Origin of the sequence: Actinomadura sp. 6N118 (genome assembly GCF_044326415.1) — a bacterium.
In the GTDB taxonomy this organism is placed as follows: Bacteria; Actinomycetota; Actinomycetes; order Streptosporangiales; family Streptosporangiaceae; genus Spirillospora.
Genome location: NZ_JBIRAZ010000001.1, coordinates 16,687 through 36,174, shown reverse-complemented (window position 1 = coordinate 36,174; position 19,488 = coordinate 16,687). Strand labels below are relative to the sequence as shown.

The window sequence follows — 19,488 nt, the reverse complement described above, 5'->3', positions numbered from 1 at the left end:
AGCGCTTCGACCCTAGTCGTGCCGTGACCTACGACACAACAGGGGGTGGAGCTACCCCCACCCCCGGTCCTGGCCCCAGCCTCCTCCATCAGGCGGGCTGGGCCCAATGTCCGAGGCGCCTGGTTCGATCAAGGTTGTGTTCATCGGCTGAACACGGAGGACGAAAGACATGGCGAACATGACGATCCCGCGATCCACCCGGTTTGTGCACCCCCTCCTCACCGAGGTGACGCTGCTGCTCGTGCTGTTCGCCGCATACAAATGGGGCCGCCAGCTTGTGGAGACCGGCGTGGCACAAGCCATGACGAACGCCACCTGGCTCTGGGACCTCGAACGCACACTGCATCTCCCCAACGAACAGACCCTCCAAAAGCTGGTCCTCCACTGGGAGCACACCGCGTTCCTCTCCAACCTCTACTACGTCGGCGTGCACTTCCCCGGCACCGCGGCCCTCCTCATCTGGCTGTGGACCCGCCACCGCGCCCACTACAAGCGGATCCGCACCGAACTCGTGATCCTCACCGCCGCAGGCATGGCCGTCCACGTCCTCTTCCCGCTGGCCCCGCCCCGCCTCGCCGGCCTCAACATGACGGACACCATGCTCACCGTCGGCCCCTCCGCCTACCCCGCAGCCGCCGACGGCATCGCCAACCAGTACGCCGCCATGCCGTCCCTGCACGTCGGCTGGGCCCTCCTGGTCTCCCTCGCCGTCCTGCGCGTCTCGTCCAGCCGCTGGCGCTGGCTCATCGCGATGCACGCCCCCATCACCGTCTTCGTGGTCGTCATCACCGCCAACCACTACTGGCTCGACGGCCTGGTAGCCGCCGCCCTCCTGGCCGCCGCGATGCTGACCCTCACCCTCATCCAAGCCCGCCGCACCCGCACCGCAGCAACCCAAGACACCTACACCCTCGCCGCCTGATGGCCACCCACCGGGAGTGGTCGCCACCAACCAGCCGGGCTATTACGAAGCCATCGCCGATGCCAAGAATGGCGTCGGCGAAGGCGTTCCACTCGACGTGGCCATCGGTGGGCTGAGGGCTAGCCTGAATTGCATGATCTCTGAGGTTGAGATGGGGCATTTGCGGCGGGCGGTCGAGCTGGCTGGGGAGGCGCTTGCCGCTGGTGACGAGCCGTTCGGGTCGGTGCTGGTCTCCGGGGCGGGCGAGCGGCTGGCGGAGGACCGCAACCGGGTCGCGGACGGGGATCGTACGCGGCACCCGGAGTTCGAGTTGGCGCGGTGGGCGGCGGCGAACATGACGCCTGAGGAACGCGCGCAGGCGACGGTCTTCACGTCGGGTGAGCACTGCCCGATGTGCGCGGCGGCGCACGGGTGGGTCGGGCTGGGGCGGATCGTGTACGCGGCGTCGTCGGCGCAGCTGGTGGGGTGGCTTGCGGAGATCGGTGTTGGTGCTCCGCCTGTACGGCCGCTGCCGGTGCAGGAAGTCGCGCCGCATGTTGTGGTGGAGGGGCCGGTCGAGGAGTTCGCGGAGCAGTTGCGGGCCATGCATCGCGAGTGCTTCGCGCGTTAGGTGTGGAAACGGAGCTTCTGGCCGGGGCGGGCTTGGGCTGCGCGGCCGATGTCGGCGGTGGCCACGACGGCTATGACCGGGTAGCCGCCGGTGAGCGGGTGATCGGCGAGGAAGAGGACGGGCGTGCCGGAGGGCGGGACCTGGAGGGCGCCCGTGACCATGCCCTCGCTGGGAAGCTCGTCCGTGCGGGCGCGGGCCAGGGGTGGGCCGTTCAGGCGCATGCCTACGCGATCGATCTGGGTGGTCACCTCGTAGGGCTCGGAGAGCAGCGTGCGGAGGGCGTCCTCGGTGAACCAGTCTGCGCGTGGGCCGAGGAGGACGCGGAGATGGAGGTCTCCGGCGGGCGGTGGCCGGACGGGCAGCACGTCGATGGTCAATGAGGTGGTGGGCGGCGGGCCTACGGGCAGGATCGTTCCCGGGGTGAGCGAGGTGCCGAGTCTGGCGAGGGTGTCGGTGGAACGGGAGCCGAGGACGGGTGGTGTCTCGATGCCGCCGCGTACGGCCAGATAGCTGCGCAGGCCGGTGGGCGGTGTGGCGAGGCGGACTTCCGCGCCCTTCGGGATGAAGAACGGGGCGTACGAGGGTTCGGCGCGGCCGTTCACGGTGATGGGGGCCGGGGCGCCAGTCACGACCGCGTAGACGGCGATGTGAGAGTGGAGTGTGAGACCGCCGAGGGTCACCTCCAGGGCGGCTGATTCTTCGGGGTTGCCCAGGGCCCGGTTGGCCAGGCGGAGAGCGGTGGGGTCGGCCGCGCCTGAGGCGCCGACGCCGAGGGCGGCACGGCCGGGGCGGCCGAGATCCTGGATCGTGGTGAACGGACCCGGCGCGATCACTTCGAGGGTCATGCGGACACGAAGCGCACCTGCGTGCCTGGACGGAGCAGGGCGGGCGGGTCACGGTCCAGGTCCCAGAGCACGGCGTCGGTACGGCCGATCAGCTGCCAGCCGCCGGGCGAGTCCACGGGGTAGACACCCGTGAACTCACCCGCGAGGGCGACCGACCCGGCGGGGACGCGGACACGCGGGGTGCGGCGGCGTGGCACGTTCAGGTCACCTCCGATGAGGTAACCGAAGCCCGGTGCGAATCCGGTGAACGCCACGCGCCACGGGGTGGTGACGTGGGCCGAGATGACGTCGTCGGGCGTGCGGCCGGTCAGCTCGGCCACGTCATGGAGATCCTCGCCGTCGTAGAGGACCGGGATCTCGATCGTGCCCGCGGACGCCGCCCCCGAGGGACGTCCGCGGGCCGCGCGGACCGCGGTGGCGATGGCCGCCCTGTCCGCACCCGGGGCTAGCAGGAGCGTGACCGTGCGGGCGGCCGGGACGAGGTCCACAACGCCGGGCGGCGGCTCGGCGGCGAGCGCCGCGTAGAGGGCGAGCATCTCGTCGAGGTCCGGCAGTTCGACAAGGAGGGCTGCGTCTCCGTTGGGCAGGATCCGCATTCTCAGACCGGTGACATGGCGAACGCGGCGACGGTGACGCCCGCCTCGTTCAGCCCGGTGCGTACGGCTCGGGCCAGTTCGACCGCGCCCTGGGTGTCGCCGTGCACGCAGATGGAGTCTGCCCGGACCGGCAGCACGGAGCCGTCGATCGCGACGATCTCGCCCTCGGTGGCCATGCGCACGCAGCGTTCGGCCACCTCGACGGGGTCGTGCAGCACCGCGCCAGGTTCCCGGCGGGAGACCAGCCTGCCCTCGGGTGTGTACGCACGGTCGGCGAAGACCTCATGCATCACCGGCAGGCCCGCCTCGGCCGCGAGGCGAAGCCACGCCGAGCCGGGCAGCCCGAGCACGGTGAGCGCGGGATCGAAGTCGAGCACCGCGTCCACCACGGCCTCGGCCTGCCGCTCGTCGTGCACGATGGCGTTGTAGAGCGCGCCGTGCGGCTTGATGTAGCTCACCCTCGTGCCCGCGACGTCGGCGAACTGCCGGAGGGCGCCGAGCTGGTAGAGCACGTCGTTCGCGAGCTCCGCCGGCGGCACGTCCACGAAGCGCCGCCCGAAGCCCGCGAGGTCGCGGTAGCCCGTGTGGGCGCCGATCGCCACCCCGCGCCGGGCCGCCAGGTTGCAGGTGCGCCGGAGCACGGTCGGGTCGCCCGCGTGGAAGCCGCACGCCACGTTGGCGCTGCTCACCACGTCCAGCAGGGCGTCGTCGTCACCGAGTTCCCAGCGGCCGAAGGCCTCGCCGAGGTCGGCGTTCAGGTCGATGCGCATGGTCAGTTCCAGAGGTCGTCGATGGCGGAGAGGGCTTCCCAGCCCACGTAGAGCGAGACGCACCAGGCGGCGACGCCGAGGGCGAGCAGCCAGGTGGGGTAGCGGTAGCCGTGCAGGAGGTCGCGGCGCCGGGCCGCCACCCACAGGATCACGCCCAGGCCGACGGGCAGGATGAGGCCGTTCAGCGCACCGGCGAGGATCAGCAGGTTGACGGGCGTCTTGCCGATGGCCAGGTAGATGGCGGTGGACACCACGATGAACGCGACCACCAGCCAGTTGCGGTTGCGTTCGATCCAGGAGGAGAACGACACCAGGAACGTGACGGAGGTATAGGACGCTCCGATCACCGAGGTGATGGCGGCGGACCACATGATGAGGCCGAAGACGCGGAGCCCTGCCTCGCCGCCCGCGTGCTCGAACGCCGACGGCGCGGGGTTGTCCGCGGCCAGCTTCACGCCCCCGGCGACGACGCCGAGCACGGCCAGGAAGAGCAGCACGCGCATGAGCGCGGTGATCAGGATGCCGTTGATCGAGCTGCGGGTGATCTCCTTGACGTGCTCCGCGCCCTGGACTCCGGACTCGATCATGCGGTGCGCGCCGGCGTAGACGATGTAGCCCCCGACGGTGCCGCCGATGAGCGTGGTGATGACCAGGAAGTCGACCTGCTCGGGAGCGACGGTCTGGGTGAGCGCGTCGCCGAGGGGCGGTCCGGACACGAACACGACGTAGAGCGTCATGACGATCATGAGGATGCCGAGCCCGATCACGATCCGGTCCATGGCGACCCCGGCGCGCCGGATCAGGAACACCGCGATCGCGAACGCGGCCGAGATCGCCCCGCCGATCTTGAAGTCCAGCCCGAGCAGCGCGTTCAGCCCGAGCGCGCACCCGGCCACGTTGCCGATGTTGAAGACGATGCCGCCGAAGACGTCGAGCGCGGCGAGCAGGTAGCCGGCCCCGGGCGCCACGCTGTTGCCGAGGTCCTGGGCACGGCGGCCGGACACACCGACCACCCGCCACACGTTCATCTGGATGGCGATGTCGACGAGCACCGACACCAGGATCGCGAACGCCATGGCGGCGCCCAGCTTGGCGGTGAAGACGGTCGTCTGGGTGATGAATCCCGGGCCGATGGCGCTGGTGGCCATCAGGAACATGGCGCCGAGCAGCGCAGCGCGCGGCGCGGCCGTAGGTGGCTTGACCTGTTCCTTAGTGATTCCGTCCGTCATGGCTGCTCCTTGGGGGAGAGTCGCGGCCTTTCGCCCAGGGTAGAGATTGTTCAACAATCCTTCAATCCCCTTGTTGATACATTTTCGGCCGAACGGGGCTACGCTGACGGTGCGGCATGTCGGGGGCGGCATGGAGGGGGAACGATGACGGCGGCGCCGGAGGCATGGCTGAGCAGGATCGCGGCGGCCCGGGACGACCTTGACCGGTCGAGCACGGCGGCGCGCATGGCGGATCTGCTCCGCGACCAGATCACCGCAGGCCTCCTCAAGCCGGGCGCACGCCTCCCCGAAGAAGAGCTGGGCAAGGCGGCCGGCGTCTCACGCAATACCCTGCGCGAGGCGTTCCGCATGCTCGTCAAGGAACGCCTGCTCGTTCACGAATTCAACCGAGGCGTCTTCGTGCGCACACTCACCCCCGAAGACGTCACCGACATCTACCGCGCCCGCCGGATCCTGGAGTGCGAAGGCCTGCGCAACGCGCCCGCCGCCACACCCGAGGCACTCGCACGCCTGGACGCGGCGGTCACCGCAGGCGAACAGGCCGCCGCGGCCGGCGACTGGCCAGAAGTCGGCACCGCCGACATCCAGTTCCACAAGGCGATCGCCGCGCTGTGCGGCAGCTCCCGCGTGGACGAGATGGTGCGCCACCTGCTGGCCGAACTGCGCCTGGCGTTCCACCAGATGACCTCACCGCGCGAGTTCCACGCTCCCTATCTGGAACGCAACCGAACGCTGGTGACCCTGGTGCAAGGCGGCGAACTAGAAGCCGCCGAACATGAGCTGAACGACTACCTCAGCACCGCCCAAGCCCAGCTCCTCCAGACGTACCATCGCGTGCCCTGACCAACCCGGCGTGATCGCAAATCGCGGAGACAGAGCACGGACGGCTCTGCCAGCCTGAGGCGATGATCACGAAGGAGGTCTCGTGAGCGACGACGAGAAGTCCCACCTCGGCGAGTTCAGCGCCCGGCTGGGGAGCGACGACATCGACATCGTCCGCGAGGCTCTGGACGATTACCAGTCGGCGCAGGCGGACACCAGGTGGGGTGTGGACAACCCCTACTGGCCGCTGTCCAACGAGGTGCTCTTCGCCGCCCGAGACCTCCTCGGGCAACCTCCGTCCGGCCACAGCCACGCGAGCGCTCTCACCGCGATGTTGCACCTCGCCGAAGAGGAGGACGCGGATTTGATCGCCGACGTCCTCGAAGGCGCCCCGGACGCCGGAGTGCGGGAGATGGCGCTTCTCGCGGCCGGCACCGCCCTCGCGGAGGGCGAAGAGCCGAACCGGCGGCTACTAACGCTCATCACCGCCATGGTGCTGGATGAGGACCTGGACGTGCGGGATCGCAAGGACGCCCTGCACCCCCTGGAGGGTCTCGATCTTCCCGAGGTCGAGGATCTCCTCGTCCGTCTCAGTGAGTCATCCGAACGGGAACTCCAGGTGCACGCGACGGCTTGTCTCGCGACGCCCCTGCGGCTCCGCGTTCACCGCGACCGTGTCAGGCGGCTCGCGGAGTCCTGGCCGGAGGACGCGGGTTGGGAGGCCAAGCACACACGCGAAGCGCTCGAAGGGTTCCACAGCACCTACTGGAAAGACACCGAACTGAACGACCCGGTACTCCGGAAGGCCCATGACGAGCTGAGGTTCCCGCTCACCGACGAGGGATGCCTGAAAGCCTTCGCCACCCTGCTCCGCAGCGAGGACCCGGTCGCCGTGGGCATCGCGCTCGACCATTACGAGTCCTCGGAGGGGCTGCGTTACGTCCTGGAGGACGAGGAACGTGCCGAGGCCTACCTGCCCGAGGTTCTGGCCCGCGCCCGTGACGTGCTCCGGCGGCCGATGTCACCCGCCGAGGTGAGCGCCCTGAACATGATCGGGCCACGGCACGCCGAGCCCGCCGACGCCGACCTCCTGCTGGACGTTCTCACCCGCACCGACTCGGACGCGGTGCGCAACGAGGCCATCTGGATGGCCTACGGCATGCTGGCCGAGGAAAGGAACAAGAAACTCATCGCCGCCCTGGGCGACCTGATCTTCGACCCCTCCGTCGGTACGAAGGAGACAGCGATCCGCATCCTGGCCGAAAGCCTCGGTGCGGACGCGGACGACATTCTCCTCCGAGCGCTCCGCGAGGGTGAGCCCAAGGTGCAGGCCCACGCGTCCTTCTACCTGGTCAGAACGGGTGGCCTGGATCGGCATCGCGCCATCCTGGAGGAGGTCGCCGAGAGCTGGGGCGACCGGCCTCCCCAGCGCCCCTGGGGCGAGGACCCCATTGAGCTGATCTTCGGCAAGCCGCACAGCGTCCATTGGGAAGGCCACCGGCTGGCGGACCCGGACCTGCATCGTGCCCACAACAGACTGAGAGCTCCCACAGCGGACGAGTCGTATCACCAGGCGCTTCGCACGCTGCTCGAAAGTGACGACCAGGCGGCCGTGGGCATCGCCCTCGACCACTGGTGGAGTCCCGACGGCGCCGTGAAGCGGGGCGGAGAGGAAGCCCGTGAACCGGAGAGCGCACTCATCCTGGACCGCATCCGCGACATGCTGCGGCAACCACCTTCACCGGCCGAACTCAGCAGCCACTACGGGCCCGATGCCCTGCACCTCAGCGCCCTGGCAGCGCTGCGCGTCGCCGCGGAGCCGTCTCTCGTGGCGGAGGTGGTGGAGACCGCCGCGAGCGACCTGATCCGCTCCCAGGCCCTCGATGCGGTGGAGTTCAAGGACGCTGAGGAAGCCGACTCACGGCTCATCGAGGCGCTTGGGAATGTCGCGTGCGACGAGAACGTGCCATTGCATGACCGCGTCAGGGCACTGGAATTGCTGGACGTGTCGCCAGGGACCAACTCCGTGGACGCACTCGTGCGAGCAACGCGCTGCCCCGAGCTAGAAGTGCAGGCCGCAGCGGCATGGGGCCTGATGGCGGAAGAGGTCATAGAGGACCATCGCGCCCTACTTGAGAAACTCAATGCGAACTGGCCTGTCGAAGACCCTCCGTGGGAGGTCACACGGGTGCGGGACATGCTCAGCGCGGTCAAGGAGTGAGCCGGACCACGCCCACGCGCTGACCTGCCCACTGCCGGATCAACGCGCGACCAGCCCACCGACCTCTACAGATCAAGCTTCCCGCGTTTGCCCAATTGCACCAGCGCAGCGAACGATCTACTTCCCAGCTCCAACTGACCGCCTCCAGGATCCTTGGAATCCCTCACGCCGATCGCTTCCGGCAACCGGGCCACCTCGACGCAGACGTCGTCGTTACCGCTGCCACTGTGAGAGCTCTTACGCCATTCGGTCATGCAAAAGACCTCATCGCCTGCTTGACGTCTTTCGGGGCAACGGCCCGCGAGAGGTGACATCACCAATCTGCAGGCCGATCAAGCTCTCCGCGCTTGATCTGCGTCATCAGCGTGCCGAAAGATCTGTTCCCGAGCTCCAACTGACCGCCTCCAGGATCCTTGGAATCCCTCACGCCGATCGCTTCCGGCAACCGGGCTACTTCGACGCAGGCGTCATCATTGAGTCCACCACTACGAGAACTCTTACGCCACTCGGTCATGCAAAAGACCTCATCGCCTGCTCGACGTCTTTCGGGGCAACGGCCCGCGAGAGGTGACATCACCAATCTGCAGGCCGGTCAAACTCTCCACGCTTGATCTGCGCCATCAGCGCGCCGAAGGATCCGTTCGAAAGCTCCAGCCGCCCGCTTTCAGGATCCTTGGAGTCCCTTACGCCGACCGCGCCCAGCAACCGAGCCACTTGGACGCAGGCGTTGTCGCTGCCGCCGCCGCTGTAGGAGCTCTTACGCCATCGGGTCACTCGAAAGCCCCCATCGCTCTCTCGATCGTCTCGAGTGAGGGGCCCCTCGGAAGGGCGAGCGCCCCCACCTCATCGAACCGTATCGCGAGGATTGTCGCTTCGTCACCGGCCTCGATCAGACGCCCTCCGATCTGGGCCCCGGCGTACGCGATCTCCCTGGAACCTACCTTCAGGACCTGGAACGCCCCATCGTGCCCAGGGTGCCACCCCGATGACCTTGGGATCACGCGAACGGAGGTGCGCAGCGACTCCGCACTGTCCAGCAAGCGTTGTAGCTGGGCCCGCATCACCTCGGAGTCGCCGACCTGACACTCCAGAACCTCCTGATCCAGAAGGATCCACAGGTACGGAGGTTGTTGCCTGGCAAGGATCTCCTGACGCTTAAGCCTTGCCTGCACTTCCTGTTCGACATCCTGCTGACCAGTTCGCGTGAGGAGCACACGCATGTATTCCTCGGTCTGCAACAGTGCCGGAACCGTCTTGCCGCTGTGCACCTTGATGATCGAGGCTCCAGCCTCGTACTGAAGGTACTGCCGGAACCAGTCAGGGTCATGGCCCGTACGCGCATACCAAAGCAGACGCTCGAAATGCCCGCCGGTGTCCCAAGCCTTATCGAGGCGCCTCATGTGCTCGTCGCTGGGACGCAGTCGCCCAGCTTCCCAGTTGGATACAGTCCCCCGGGCAACCTTGACGATCAGTGCCGTCTGAGCCAATGACAGACCTCGCTGGGAGCGATAAAACCACAGGTCAAAGGCGAGCCAGGCCCAGAGTGAGGATTTCGGGTCGATCGACTCTCTGACACTCATCGCTCACCTACAGGTGTATCGCGTGGATTCCAATCCACTGCAAGCTAACTCGCTAACGACGATCCTGAGGTCGAGTTCACGAATCTCAGGACGGCGGCGATGAACGATCACGCAACGGAACCAGCGAACGATGACCCCGAGATCCGTATGACCCTGCTCGCCGAACCCTCGTCGGCGGTCCTCATCCGCGAGTTGGTCCGTTACGCACTCACCACATGGGGCTACCCTCGGCCGCTCGTCGAAGACTCAATGCTCGTCATGAGCGAGATCGTGAACAACGCCGTCAACGCAGCTCGTGGCGGCGAGATCCGAGCCCGCATCGCCACTCATCAAGGTGCCCCGCTCCTGGAGTGCTGGGACCCCTCCCCCGAACTCCCCCAACACCGCGACCCACCACTAGACGCAGAAGACGGCCGTGGCCTGACCATCATCACCGCCTACGCCAAAGACACCGGCGTTCGTCCCTCAGCCACCCGCAAAGGAAAGGTCGTCTGGGCCCTTATGCCTGCCTGAACGGTCAGAGGGCGTAGTTCATGACGTGGTCGTGGAGCTTCCCGGCCTGAGGACGTCCGTAATCGGTTGGTCAGGTCGCCCCTGTCTGTCGTTCACCGGGCGTTCGGCGATGATCGGCAAGCTGCCGGAGCAAGATCCACTTCGGCGAGCTCAGGAGCCATGCTGAATGTACGACGCACTGCGAACCGGTATGGCCCTGCGCCGGAGGTCTTCCGCCCTGGTCGCGGCGGTCACCGCCGGGCTCACCCTGTCCCTCGCGGCCCCCTCGGCGGCGGATGCGACACCGCCGACCACCAGGCCGGTGCCGGTGCAGTTGCTGTCGATCACCGATCTGCACGGCTACTTCGGTGAGTACACCACCACGGTGCCCGGGGCGCGGTCCGGGGAGCCCGCGCAGCAGGTCGGTGGCGGTGCGTACCTGACCTCCCACCTCAAGCGGCTCCGCGACGGCAAGCGGAACTCGATCCTGTTCTCCGCCGGAGACGACTTCACCGGCTGGCCGAACGAGACCGGCTGGTTCTGGAACGAGCCGACCATCGAGTATCTGAACTCGATCGGGCTGGACTTCTCAACGGCCGGCAACCACGAGATGGACCGGGGCTACGCGTTCCTGCGCCACATGATCGACGGCACCTGCGAGGGGCGTCCCGACAACGACCTGTGCTTCACCGACTCGACCGGCCGGCGATTCCGTGGCGCTGACTACGGCTACTACTCCGGCAACCTGGTGCACGAGCGCACCAGGAAGCCGGCGCTGCCGCCGTACCACGTGGAGTACGTCAACGACGGGCGCGGCGGCAGGATCCCGGTCGGCTTCGTGTTCGCCACCACCGCGCTGACCTCGCAGGAGCAGATGTCCTACACGCCGAAGGGCTTCGACTTCCTCGACGAGTCCGAGGCGGTCAACAAGTACGCCGCGCTCCTGCGTAAGCGGGGCGTACGTGCCATCGTGGCGGTCATGCACGAGGGCTTCTCCCAGAAGTCGGGAGCGGGCTACAACGAGTGCGTCGACCCGTCCGGCCCCGTGGTGGACTTCAACTCCCGGATCACCCCGGACGTCGACGCGATCGTCACCGGGCACTGGCACGCCCTGGTCAACTGCATGCTTCCCGATCCGGCCGGCAACCCTCGCCCCGTGGTCGAGGCGGCCAACCACGGCCGGCTGATCAACGAGATGAACCTCCAGCTCGACCGGCGCACCGGTGAGGTACTGCGGGACCGGACCACCTCGGTCAACCACGCCAACACCAAGGACGTTCCGCCCGACCCGCAGACGCTGCGGATCGCCGACTACTGGCGGCGGCAGATGGTGCCCCGGGGCAACACCCCGGTGGCGACGGTCACCGCCGACCTGACCCGGGCGCCGAACGACAGCGCCGAGTCGACCATGTACAACGTGACCGCCGACGCCTTCCACTGGGCGGCCAACCGGGACGGTCGGGCCGACCTCGCGGTCGCGATGCCGGGCATCCTCCGCCGCGACATCCGGCACACCGCCGACCCGGCCAACCCGGCCGACGCCCCGGGCCGGGTGCTCTTCTCCGAAGTCGCCCTGGGCACCGTCTACGACAGCGGCATCGGCGTCGGCCTGGTCCGCGGCAACATCACCGGCGCGCAACTCGACACGCTGCTGGAGAGCCAGTGGCAGCAGGCCGCCGATGGGTCGGTCAAATACCGGCAGATGGCCGTCTCCGGCAACGTTCGCTACACCTACGACTCGACGCAGCCGGTCGGCCGGCGGATCGCTCCCGGCTCCATCCGGATCGGCAACCGGCCGGTCAAGCCACACGCCACCTACCGGATCGCCACCCTGGCGAACAACTTTTTCGCCAAGAACGCCACCCCCGGCTTCACGGCCCTGTTCGAGGCGAAGAAGCAGGACCGCAGCCTCTACAACGGCGGCGACGCCCTCTGGCGCTACCTGGAGAGGAAATCCCCGGTAAGCCCACCAGCGCTGAACCGGGCGACACCAGTCGGCTAGGACGCTGCGAGGGAGATCGAGGTCATTCCGGCGCGGACCACCATCGTGGGCGTGCGGTTCCGGCCAGGGACCGCGCCGCCCCTTCCGACGATGTTCGACGGCCTGGTGGACCAGCGCCTGGGCCTTCCTTGCCACCCGTGGCAGGCCGCTACGAGTCTGACTCTGCGCGATTCGTTCAAGACCCCGTCGTCACACCGCTCCTAATGTCGCACGCGTGCCTGATCTACCCGAGTTCGCCGTGGCGCGCCGACACCCCCCGCTGAAGGAGCAGACCTATGCTTGACCCGAATGTACGCCGCGTACTCGACGGCACCTCGATCGCTCACCTCGCCACCGTCCTCCCTGACGGCTCGCCCCATAACACTCCCGTGTACGTCGGCACCCTCGGCGACCGAATCGTCTTCTTCACCGGTCCGGGCATGCTCAAGGCCCGCAACCTGCGCCGCGACCCTCGGATGGCGCTGTCCATCGCGCCCGTCGACAACCCGTTCGAGCCCGTCGTCATCCGTGGCCGGGTCGTCGAATGGATCGAGGGCGATGAGGGGTGGAAGATCATCGACCAGCTGGCCACGAAGTACACCGGTACGCCCTACCCACGAGGCCAAGAGCGTGTCGTGGCCGTGATCGAGCCCGAGCGACAGACCGCCGGTGTCGGCTGAGTCCATCCGAGAAAGTGGGGCGTTCAGTTGGCGGGTGGGAAGGCGGCTCGGACGCGGTTGAGTTCGGCCTTGGTGATCGGTAGGACCGTGCCGTGGCGGGGGCGGGAGGGCAGGTCGTAGTCGTCCGGAATGCTCCAGCTGGGCTTGTCCAGTTCGCGGGTCGTGAACGGGATGTATCCGCGGCCGGACGACTCGTCCATGAAGGCGTACCAGCGGTCTTCGGTGTTCGACTTGAAGACCGTCGGGCCCTCCAGCCAGCCCAGACCGAAGTCGGTCCTGATGCAGTCGTCCACCAGCTGCCAGTTTCGGGGCCTGGTGCCCGGCAGGTCGACCGCGGTCAGGGACTTGGAGCGCTCAAGGACGAGGTCGGCGGTGCAGGAGCCGATGACGCCGTCGTCCGTGCTGATGCGGTAGTAGTAGTCCCCGTCGCGGACGACGGTGGCGTCGATGCTGTTCGCGCCGGTGTCCTTCCACACGCGAGGCTTGGAGAAGGTGCGGAAGTCTCGGGTCGTCGCGTACATCAGGCGGGTGTTGACGGTGCCCTGGTGGTCCGGGTCGTCGGCGCTGTAGAGGTTCGACGCCCAGTAGACGACGTAGGCGCCGAGCCTCTTGTCGTAGGTCGCCTCCGGTGCCCAGGTCATGCCGGCGATGTCGTCGGAAACCCGCACGTGGCGCTGCTCGGACCAATGGACCAGGTCGGTGGAATCCCAGACCTCGATGTACTTGCTGCCGTGCCTCGTCGCATGGTCCCACCCCTGGCCACCGTGGATCTTCAGGTCGGTGGCGATGAGGTAGAACTTGTCGCCCTCGGGGGAACGGATGATGAACGGGTCGCGTACGCCCTTCTCGCCCTGGGTCGAGGCCATGACCGGCTTGCCGCCGTTCAGGTCGTCCCAGCGCAGCGGGTCGTTGCCGCGGCTGGCGGCGAAGTAGATCTGCTCGCCGTCGGCGTATTTCTCCCCGGCGAAGTAAGGAAAGAAGTAACCCTTCAGTGGCCGTTTCTTAGGCAGCGGGCGCACCGTGAGGTCGAAGCGCCGCATGGTCTGGTGGTGCCCGAGCTTGACGGTCGCTGTGAGGGTCGCGGTGGCGGGGCGCTTCCCATGGGCGGGTCGACGCACCTCGCCGGTCCGGGTGACGGTCGAGGGATCGGTGGACTTCCAGGAGATCCGGGCGCCATGGAGGCCCCTGCCCGGCAGGGTGATGTTGCCGCGGACGTCGTGGGCGTCCCAGACCGTGAGCGCTTTGGCGGCTTCGTCCAGCCGCTCGTCGAGGTTGGCGCCGGAGATGGCCCGGGGCGTTTCGGCGACCGCCACGGGCGCTGTCAGCAGGGCCACGGACAGCACCGAGAGGCACAGCAGCCAGGCTCTGGAGCGGGCGCGGATGCGACTCACTTCGGTCCTCTCGACGACCCCGAATATCGGACAGTGATCTTGAAATCGGCCAAACCGTACAAGGGCTCATGGGAGCGGTCAAGGGACGGGCCGCATCCGAAAGCGCCGACCACGGGCCACTTCGCGATCATCCCCGTGGAGCACGGCTCGTCAAGCGCATGGATGAGCTGCGGGCCGATCCTGCGGTTGCTAACGGAGGCAATTACGCTGCGCTGCGGTAGCGCACGAGACGCGCCGACAACGTGCCGATCACGGGGCGTAATTCATGACGTGATCGTGGAGCAGTTGGGGGGCGGCGGGGTCGCGACGGCGGAAGGCCTCGATGAGTTGGGCGTGCTCGGCGGACTTGGAGTAAATCTCGGTTCTGTGGATGCGCAGGGAGAGCGTTGTCCAGAGCTCGATGCCCAGGGACTCCCAGACTGAGCTGAGCAGGCGGTTGCCCGAAGCTTCGACGATCTCGCGGTGGAAGTCGATGGACAGGCGCATCTGGGCCTGGAGGTCTTCGGTCTCGGCGGCCTCGGCGAGGCGTGCGTTCTGCTCTTCCAGGGCGTCGATGCACGCGGCGATACGTGGGAGCGCCAGTTCCGCGGCGGTGCGTTCGAGGCCTGCGCGGACCGGGAAGATCTCGGCCAGGTCCTTCTCGGTGAACGCGCGGACGCGGGCGCCGCGGTTGGGCAGTGACTCGATCAGCCGGAGGGCCTCGAGCTGGCGGAGGGCCTCCCGGACCGGGCCCTGGCTGACGCCGAGCTCGGTCGCGATGCGGCGTTCGACGATGCGCTCGCCGGGGGCCCAGCGGCCCGTGGAGATCCCTTCCACGATGAACTCACGGATTTGGTGGGAGAGTCCTGCGCGCAGCAGAGGAGCGTCGTCGGTCGCGGCGTTCACGCTGACCATCGTAGAGGTGCCGGTCAGGCGGTGGTCGTAAGTGAACCTTGACGCGGCTTGGTAGACTCAGAAATGATCGATCATTGATCAATGATGATCGGTTAGTGGGCGGCGACCCCGCGCCACGCATCCCTCGCACGGAAGAAGAACGCGATGGCTGAGACCACCAAGGCCAGGCCGACACGGACCCGCAAGGCCCGCACCCCGGCCGGGCGGGCGACCGCGAAGGGCGCTGACGCCGCGACCCTCATCGCCTACTACCGGCAGATGTTGCTGATCCGCCGTTTCGAGGAACGCGCGGCGCGCGCCTATACCGAGGCCAAGATCGGCGGCTACTGCCACCTGAATCTGGGTGAAGAGGCGACCGTCGTGGGGCTGATGTCGGCGCTGCGGCCTACGGATTATCTCTTCACCAACTACCGCGAGCACGGCTATGCCTTGTCCAAGGGCATCGAGGCGCGCCGGGTGATGGCGGAGCTGTACGGGCGTTCGACCGGTGTCTCCAAGGGCTGGGGCGGGTCGATGCACATGTTCGACGCCGAGGCCCGGCTGCTGGGCGGGTACGGGATCGTCGGCGGGCAATTGCCTTTGGCCACCGGGGCTGCTCTGGCGGTTTCGTACAAGGGCGGCGACGAAGTGGTCATGTGCCATATGGGCGAGGGAACGGCCGCCATCGGCGCGTTCCATGAGTCGCTCAACATGGCTGCGCTTTGGGATCTGCCGGTCGTTTTCGTGATCATCAACAACGGGCTCGGCATGGGTACCACGGTGGAGAACTCCGCGGCTGAGCCCGAGCTCTGGCGGCGGGGCTCGGCTTACCGCATGGAGAGCGCCAGGGTGGACGGCAATGATGTCGTCGCGGTGCACGAAGCCGCCACGGTTGCTGTGGAGCGGGCTCGCAAGGAGAGCAAGCCCTACCTGCTGGAGGCTACGAGTCTTCGGCTGAAGGGTCACTCGGTCGTGGACCCCGCGCGCTATAGGTCCAAGGAGGAGAAGGAGGCCCTGAAGGCCGCCGATCCACTTGCCCGCATGGCGCTAGAGCTGGAGGAGACCGGGATCCTCAGCCATGAGGACCGCGAGAAGCTCGACGCCGAGGTGACCGCCGAGGTCGAGGACGCCGCCGCGTTCGCCGACCAGAGCCCGCACCCGGACGTGTCGACGCTCTTCGACTACACCTACGCGACGCCGGTCGAGGGCGAGCTGCGCCGCCTGCCCGCCGACCCGGTATTCCAGGCCTGAGGAGGGCTGACCATGGCAACGACGAGTTACCGCCAGGCCCTCCGGGAGACCCTGCGCGCCGAGATGCTCCGCGACGAGAACGTCTTCCTCCTGGGCGAGGAGATCGGCGTCTTCGAGGGCTCGTACAAGATCACCGAAGGCCTGCTCAAGGAGTTCGGACCGCGCCGTGTGCGCGACACCCCGATCGCCGAGGAGGGCTTCGTGGGTGCGGCGATCGGGGCGGCCATGCTGGGCCTGCGCCCGGTCGTGGAGATCATGACGATCAACTTCTCGCTGCTGGCGCTCGACCAGATCGTCAACCACGCGGCGAAGATCTACGGGATGTTCGGCGGCCAGGCCAGCGTGCCCATGGTCATCCGAACTCCGGGCGGCGGCGGCCAGCAGCTGGGCGCCACGCACTCGCAGAACGTCGAGCTGTTCTACTCGTTCATCCCCGGCCTGAAGGTCCTGGCGCCGAGCACGCCCGCCGAGGCGTCCGCCATGCTCAAGGCCGCGATCCGCGACGACGACCCGGTGCTGTTCCTGGAGAACCTCGCGCTCTACAACACCAAGGGCGAGCTGCCCGCCGACATCCCCGACATCGAGCCCGCCGTCATCGGCCAGGCCGCCGTCACCCGCCCGGGCACCGACATCACGATCGTCGCGTACTCCCGCATGGCGCACGTCGCCGCCGAGGTGGCCGAGACGCTGGCCGCCGAGGGCATCTCCGCCGAGGTCGTCGACCTGCGCAGCCTGCGCCCGCTCGACCGGCAGACCGTCGTCGACTCCGTCCGCCGCACCGGCTGCGCCGTGGTCGCCGAGGACGACTGGCTGACGTACGGCATCGGCGCCGAGATCGCCGCCAGCATCCAGGAGGGCGCGTTCGACTGGCTCGACGCCCCCGTGCGCCGCGTGGCCATGGCCGAGGTGCCGCTCCCCTACTCCAAGCCGCTGGAGCTGGCCGCGCTGCCCTCCGCCGATTCACTGATCACCGCCGTGCGCGACACTCTCCGCGCGCGTGGCCGCCGTCTGCAGGAGACCGTCCGATGACAGAGATCCTCATGCCCCGCCTCTCCGACACGATGGAGGAGGGCGTCATCAGTTCCTGGCAGAAGCAGCCAGGTGACGAGGTCGCCGTCGGCGACGTCATCGTCGACATCGAGACCGACAAGGCGGTCATGGAGTACGAGGCGTACGAGGCCGGCGTGCTCGAAAAGATCCTCGTCGCCGAGGGTGAGACCGCCGCGATCGGCGCGCCGATCGCCGTCATCGCCCCCAAGGGCGCCGCCACGGCCGCAGCTCCCGCGCCCGCCCCGGCTCCGGCTCCTGTCACGACTCCCGACCCTGAGCCGGGCGCCGCACCCGCCGCCGCGGCTCCGGCCCCGACGGCCCCGGCCGCCCCGACCGCGACCGCCCCGGCCGCGGCCACTCCGGCGGCGGCCACTCCGGCGGCGGCCACCCCGGCGCAGAACGGCTCGGCCAAGGCCCCCACTTCCCGCCCGCCGTCGTCTCCGCTGGCGCGCAGGCTGGCCCGCGACCACGACCTCGACCTGACGACGATCACCGGCACGGGCCCCGGCGGCCGTATCGTCCGCGCCGACATCGAGGCCGCGATCCGCGACGTCCCCGCCGCCGCACCCGCTCCGGCCCAGGCCCCGGCGCCCCCGGCGGCCCCGGCGGCGGCCCCGGCTAAGACGGTCACGCCGAAGATGGACGAGGACACCGAGGCTGTCCCGCTCAACCGGTTCCGCAAGGTCGCCGCCCGCAGGCTCACCGAGAGCAAGCGGAACGCGCCGCACTTCTACCTGACCCGCGACGTGGACGCCGAGGCGCTGGTGGCGTTCCGGGCGACGCTGAACGAGGCGCTCGCACCCGCGAAGATCAGCGTGAACGACCTGATCGTCAAGGCCTGCGCCACCGCGCTGCGCGAGCACCCGGAGATCAACGTCTCGTTCACCGAGGACAACCTGCTCTTCCACAAGCGGGTGCACGTCGGCGTCGCGGTCGCCGTGGACGACGGCCTGCTGGTCCCGGTCATCCGCGACACCGATCGCAAGGGCGTGGCGGAGATCGGCGCGGAGACCCGGGCGCTGGCCGCCAAGGCGCGCGATGGCAAACTCGGCGCGAACGAGATGAGCGGCGGCACGTTCAGCGTCAGCAACCTCGGCATGTTCGGCATCGACTCCTTCTCGGCGGTCATCAACCCGCCGGAGTCGGCCATCCTCGCCGTGGGCGCCGTCCGTGACGAGCCGGTCGTCCGCGACGGCCAGATCGTCCCGGGCAAGCGCATGGCGGTGACGGCCTCGTTCGACCACCGCGCCATCGACGGCGCGACCGGCGCCAAGTTCCTGGCCCGGCTGGTCGAGCTCCTGGAGCAGCCGCTCCTCATCGTCGCCTGACGACGAGGACGAAGGCGTGTGTGCCCGCCGCCGGTGCAGGGCGGCGGGCACAACGCATTCCAAAATAGAATCTGATTCGGTAACGTCGGCCCTGTGATGGACGTCTTCGCGGATCTCCGAAGCGAGTACGAAGCGCTCGACGCCGTTCTCGCCGCGCTCTCGCCCGAGCAATGGTCGCACCCGTCCGCGGCCGAAGGGTGGACGGTGGCCGACGTCGTCCTGCATCTGGCCCAGACCGACGAGCTCGCCGCCGCGTCGATCGCGGGCGACGAGGCGATCTTCAGCGCCATCCGGCCCGGCGAGGTCGACGCCGGGGCAGCCGATATCGTCGCCGCCCAGCGCGACGCCTCCCCCGCCGAGATCCTGGCCCGCTGGCGCACCGCCGCCTCCGGCCTTCCGGACGCGCTGGCCGGGCTTCCGCCAGGCACACGGCTGCGCTGGATCACCAACCGCATATCCGCGGCCGCGCTGGCCACCACCCGCATCGCCGAGCGCTGGACCCACGCCCACGACATCACCGACGCGCTCGGCATCCCCTATCCCGACACGGATCGCCTGCGTCATATCGCCTGGCTCGGCCACCGCACGCTGCCCTACGCGTTCGACGCCGAGGGGATCGAGGGTGGTCCCGTCCGGGTCGAGCTCACCTCCCCCGGCGGCGAGACTTGGTCGTTCGGCGACCCCGACGCGCCTTCCACCATCACCGGGCCCGCCGGCGACTTCTGCCGCGTCGGCGCCCGCCGCCTCGCCCCGGCCGCCTCCGGATTGAAGGCGGCCGGGCCGCACGGCGAGCAGGCACTCGCCGTCCTGCGCAACTACGCCGTCTAACGGTCGACTCGCGGGAAGC

The 19,488-nt window shown here is 68.5% G+C and carries 21 protein-coding genes; 11 read left to right on the top strand and 10 right to left on the bottom strand.

The window, feature by feature from the left end:
• The first annotated feature begins 169 nt into the window (after positions 1-169).
• Both ACH34W_RS00160 and ACH34W_RS00155 read left to right on the top strand, forming a co-directional pair.
• Complete coding sequence (locus tag ACH34W_RS00160) at positions 170-922, top strand: phosphatase PAP2 family protein (RefSeq protein WP_395958553.1); 753 nt, start codon at positions 170-172, stop codon at positions 920-922.
• Between the two features lie 133 nt (positions 923-1,055).
• A complete protein-coding gene (locus tag ACH34W_RS00155; protein ID WP_395958552.1) occupies positions 1,056-1,532 on the top strand; it encodes a nucleoside deaminase in 477 nt (158 codons plus the stop codon).
• On the opposite strand, the gene ACH34W_RS00150 is transcribed toward ACH34W_RS00155, so the two are convergent.
• Genes ACH34W_RS00150 through ACH34W_RS00135 form a run of 4 tightly spaced genes read right to left on the bottom strand, consistent with a single transcriptional unit; the run spans position 1,529 to position 4,972 of the window.
• Entirely contained in the window at positions 1,529-2,377 is an 849-nt protein-coding gene (locus tag ACH34W_RS00150) for a biotin-dependent carboxyltransferase family protein (RefSeq protein WP_395958551.1), read from the bottom strand. The two genes, ACH34W_RS00155 and ACH34W_RS00150, sit on opposite strands and share 4 nt — an antisense overlap.
• Positions 2,374-2,973: an allophanate hydrolase subunit 1 gene (locus ACH34W_RS00145; RefSeq protein ID WP_395958550.1), complete on the bottom strand. Its 600-nt coding sequence runs from the start codon at positions 2,971-2,973 to the stop codon at positions 2,374-2,376. Before ACH34W_RS00145 ends, ACH34W_RS00150 begins: the two co-directional genes overlap by 4 nt.
• Before the next feature lie 2 nt (positions 2,974-2,975).
• On the bottom strand, positions 2,976-3,743 hold the full coding sequence (locus ACH34W_RS00140) for a LamB/YcsF family protein (RefSeq protein WP_395958549.1): 768 nt from the start codon (positions 3,741-3,743) through the stop codon (positions 2,976-2,978).
• Between the two features lie 2 nt (positions 3,744-3,745).
• Positions 3,746-4,972: an NRAMP family divalent metal transporter gene (locus ACH34W_RS00135; RefSeq protein ID WP_395958548.1), complete on the bottom strand. Its 1,227-nt coding sequence runs from the start codon at positions 4,970-4,972 to the stop codon at positions 3,746-3,748.
• A 144-nt stretch (positions 4,973-5,116) separates the two neighbouring features.
• Here ACH34W_RS00135 and ACH34W_RS00130 point away from each other — a divergent pair, with 144 nt between their 5' ends.
• Complete coding sequence (locus tag ACH34W_RS00130; protein ID WP_395958547.1) at positions 5,117-5,815, top strand: GntR family transcriptional regulator; 699 nt, start codon at positions 5,117-5,119, stop codon at positions 5,813-5,815.
• 82 nt (positions 5,816-5,897) lie between these two features.
• Positions 5,898-8,015: a HEAT repeat domain-containing protein gene (locus ACH34W_RS00125; RefSeq protein WP_395958546.1), complete on the top strand. Its 2,118-nt coding sequence runs from the start codon at positions 5,898-5,900 to the stop codon at positions 8,013-8,015.
• Between the two features lie 65 nt (positions 8,016-8,080).
• On the opposite strand, the gene ACH34W_RS00120 is transcribed toward ACH34W_RS00125, so the two are convergent.
• The 4 genes from ACH34W_RS00120 to ACH34W_RS00105 are packed head-to-tail and all read right to left on the bottom strand — an operon-like array spanning position 8,081 to position 9,595.
• Entirely contained in the window at positions 8,081-8,269 is a 189-nt protein-coding gene (locus ACH34W_RS00120; protein ID WP_395958545.1) for a DUF397 domain-containing protein, read from the bottom strand.
• A 59-nt stretch (positions 8,270-8,328) separates the two neighbouring features.
• Positions 8,329-8,529 carry a DUF397 domain-containing protein gene (locus ACH34W_RS00115; protein ID WP_395958544.1) on the bottom strand — a complete coding sequence of 67 codons (201 nt, stop codon included), beginning with the start codon at positions 8,527-8,529 and terminating at the stop codon, positions 8,329-8,331.
• A 59-nt stretch (positions 8,530-8,588) separates the two neighbouring features.
• Positions 8,589-8,789, bottom strand: a complete 201-nt coding sequence (locus ACH34W_RS00110) for a DUF397 domain-containing protein (RefSeq protein ID WP_395958543.1) — start codon at positions 8,787-8,789, stop codon at positions 8,589-8,591.
• Positions 8,786-9,595 (bottom strand): helix-turn-helix domain-containing protein, encoded by an 810-nt coding sequence (locus tag ACH34W_RS00105; protein WP_395958542.1) that lies wholly within the window; start codon positions 9,593-9,595, stop codon positions 8,786-8,788. Before ACH34W_RS00105 ends, ACH34W_RS00110 begins: the two co-directional genes overlap by 4 nt.
• A 99-nt stretch (positions 9,596-9,694) precedes the next feature.
• On the opposite strand from ACH34W_RS00105, the gene ACH34W_RS00100 reads away from it, so the two are divergent.
• The 3 genes from ACH34W_RS00100 to ACH34W_RS00090 all read left to right on the top strand — a co-directional run bounded on the left by ACH34W_RS00100 (position 9,695) and on the right by ACH34W_RS00090 (position 12,748).
• Entirely contained in the window at positions 9,695-10,108 is a 414-nt protein-coding gene (locus tag ACH34W_RS00100; protein WP_395958541.1) for an ATP-binding protein, read from the top strand.
• Positions 10,109-10,274: 166 nt separating this feature from the next.
• Positions 10,275-12,089, top strand: a complete 1,815-nt coding sequence (locus ACH34W_RS00095) for a bifunctional metallophosphatase/5'-nucleotidase (RefSeq protein ID WP_395958540.1) — start codon at positions 10,275-10,277, stop codon at positions 12,087-12,089.
• Between the two features lie 275 nt (positions 12,090-12,364).
• The gene (locus ACH34W_RS00090; RefSeq protein ID WP_395958539.1) at positions 12,365-12,748 is read left to right on the top strand and encodes a PPOX class F420-dependent oxidoreductase; all 384 of its coding nucleotides are present in this window, start codon (positions 12,365-12,367) and stop codon (positions 12,746-12,748) included.
• 23 nt (positions 12,749-12,771) lie between these two features.
• Here ACH34W_RS00090 and ACH34W_RS00085 read toward each other — a convergent pair whose 3' ends face one another.
• Both ACH34W_RS00085 and ACH34W_RS00080 read right to left on the bottom strand, forming a co-directional pair.
• The gene (locus ACH34W_RS00085; RefSeq protein ID WP_395958538.1) at positions 12,772-14,139 is read right to left on the bottom strand and encodes an immunoglobulin-like domain-containing protein; all 1,368 of its coding nucleotides are present in this window, start codon (positions 14,137-14,139) and stop codon (positions 12,772-12,774) included.
• A 249-nt stretch (positions 14,140-14,388) separates the two neighbouring features.
• Complete coding sequence (locus tag ACH34W_RS00080; protein WP_395958537.1) at positions 14,389-15,033, bottom strand: GntR family transcriptional regulator; 645 nt, start codon at positions 15,031-15,033, stop codon at positions 14,389-14,391.
• Positions 15,034-15,177: 144 nt separating this feature from the next.
• Between ACH34W_RS00080 and pdhA the strand changes: the two genes are divergently transcribed.
• From pdhA to ACH34W_RS00060, 4 genes are all read left to right on the top strand, one after another.
• Entirely contained in the window at positions 15,178-16,263 is a 1,086-nt protein-coding gene (gene pdhA, locus ACH34W_RS00075; protein WP_395958536.1) for a pyruvate dehydrogenase (acetyl-transferring) E1 component subunit alpha, read from the top strand.
• A gap of 12 nt (positions 16,264-16,275) precedes the next feature.
• Positions 16,276-17,292, top strand: coding sequence for an alpha-ketoacid dehydrogenase subunit beta (locus ACH34W_RS00070; RefSeq protein ID WP_395958535.1), 1,017 nt, complete (start codon positions 16,276-16,278; stop codon positions 17,290-17,292).
• The gene (locus ACH34W_RS00065) at positions 17,289-18,641 is read left to right on the top strand and encodes a dihydrolipoamide acetyltransferase family protein (protein ID WP_395958534.1); all 1,353 of its coding nucleotides are present in this window, start codon (positions 17,289-17,291) and stop codon (positions 18,639-18,641) included. The genes ACH34W_RS00070 and ACH34W_RS00065 overlap by 4 nt, the downstream gene beginning before the upstream one ends.
• Before the next feature lie 96 nt (positions 18,642-18,737).
• Positions 18,738-19,469: a maleylpyruvate isomerase family mycothiol-dependent enzyme gene (locus ACH34W_RS00060; RefSeq protein ID WP_395958533.1), complete on the top strand. Its 732-nt coding sequence runs from the start codon at positions 18,738-18,740 to the stop codon at positions 19,467-19,469.
• Positions 19,470-19,488: the final 19 nt, after the last annotated feature.

Excerpts from the sequence above, each read along its gene's own strand:
- ACH34W_RS00160 (WP_395958553.1), top strand. The coding sequence starts at position 170 with ATGGCGAACATGACGATCCCGCGATCCACCCGGTTTGTGCACCCCCTC.
- ACH34W_RS00155 (WP_395958552.1), top strand. The coding sequence starts at position 1,056 with ATGATCTCTGAGGTTGAGATGGGGCATTTGCGGCGGGCGGTCGAGCTG.
- ACH34W_RS00150 (WP_395958551.1), bottom strand. The coding sequence starts at position 2,377 with ATGACCCTCGAAGTGATCGCGCCGGGTCCGTTCACCACGATCCAGGAT.
- ACH34W_RS00145 (WP_395958550.1), bottom strand. The coding sequence starts at position 2,973 with ATGCGGATCCTGCCCAACGGAGACGCAGCCCTCCTTGTCGAACTGCCG.
- ACH34W_RS00140 (WP_395958549.1), bottom strand. The coding sequence starts at position 3,743 with ATGCGCATCGACCTGAACGCCGACCTCGGCGAGGCCTTCGGCCGCTGG.
- ACH34W_RS00135 (WP_395958548.1), bottom strand. The coding sequence starts at position 4,972 with ATGACGGACGGAATCACTAAGGAACAGGTCAAGCCACCTACGGCCGCG.
- ACH34W_RS00130 (WP_395958547.1), top strand. The coding sequence starts at position 5,117 with ATGACGGCGGCGCCGGAGGCATGGCTGAGCAGGATCGCGGCGGCCCGG.
- ACH34W_RS00120 (WP_395958545.1), bottom strand. The coding sequence starts at position 8,269 with ATGACCGAATGGCGTAAGAGCTCTCACAGTGGCAGCGGTAACGACGAC.
- ACH34W_RS00115 (WP_395958544.1), bottom strand. The coding sequence starts at position 8,529 with ATGACCGAGTGGCGTAAGAGTTCTCGTAGTGGTGGACTCAATGATGAC.
- ACH34W_RS00105 (WP_395958542.1), bottom strand. The coding sequence starts at position 9,595 with ATGAGTGTCAGAGAGTCGATCGACCCGAAATCCTCACTCTGGGCCTGG.
- ACH34W_RS00100 (WP_395958541.1), top strand. The coding sequence starts at position 9,695 with ATGAACGATCACGCAACGGAACCAGCGAACGATGACCCCGAGATCCGT.
- ACH34W_RS00095 (WP_395958540.1), top strand. The coding sequence starts at position 10,275 with ATGTACGACGCACTGCGAACCGGTATGGCCCTGCGCCGGAGGTCTTCC.
- ACH34W_RS00090 (WP_395958539.1), top strand. The coding sequence starts at position 12,365 with ATGCTTGACCCGAATGTACGCCGCGTACTCGACGGCACCTCGATCGCT.
- ACH34W_RS00080 (WP_395958537.1), bottom strand. The coding sequence starts at position 15,033 with ATGGTCAGCGTGAACGCCGCGACCGACGACGCTCCTCTGCTGCGCGCA.
- pdhA (WP_395958536.1), top strand. The coding sequence starts at position 15,178 with ATGGCTGAGACCACCAAGGCCAGGCCGACACGGACCCGCAAGGCCCGC.
- ACH34W_RS00070 (WP_395958535.1), top strand. The coding sequence starts at position 16,276 with ATGGCAACGACGAGTTACCGCCAGGCCCTCCGGGAGACCCTGCGCGCC.
- ACH34W_RS00065 (WP_395958534.1), top strand. The coding sequence starts at position 17,289 with ATGACAGAGATCCTCATGCCCCGCCTCTCCGACACGATGGAGGAGGGC.
- ACH34W_RS00060 (WP_395958533.1), top strand. The coding sequence starts at position 18,738 with ATGGACGTCTTCGCGGATCTCCGAAGCGAGTACGAAGCGCTCGACGCC.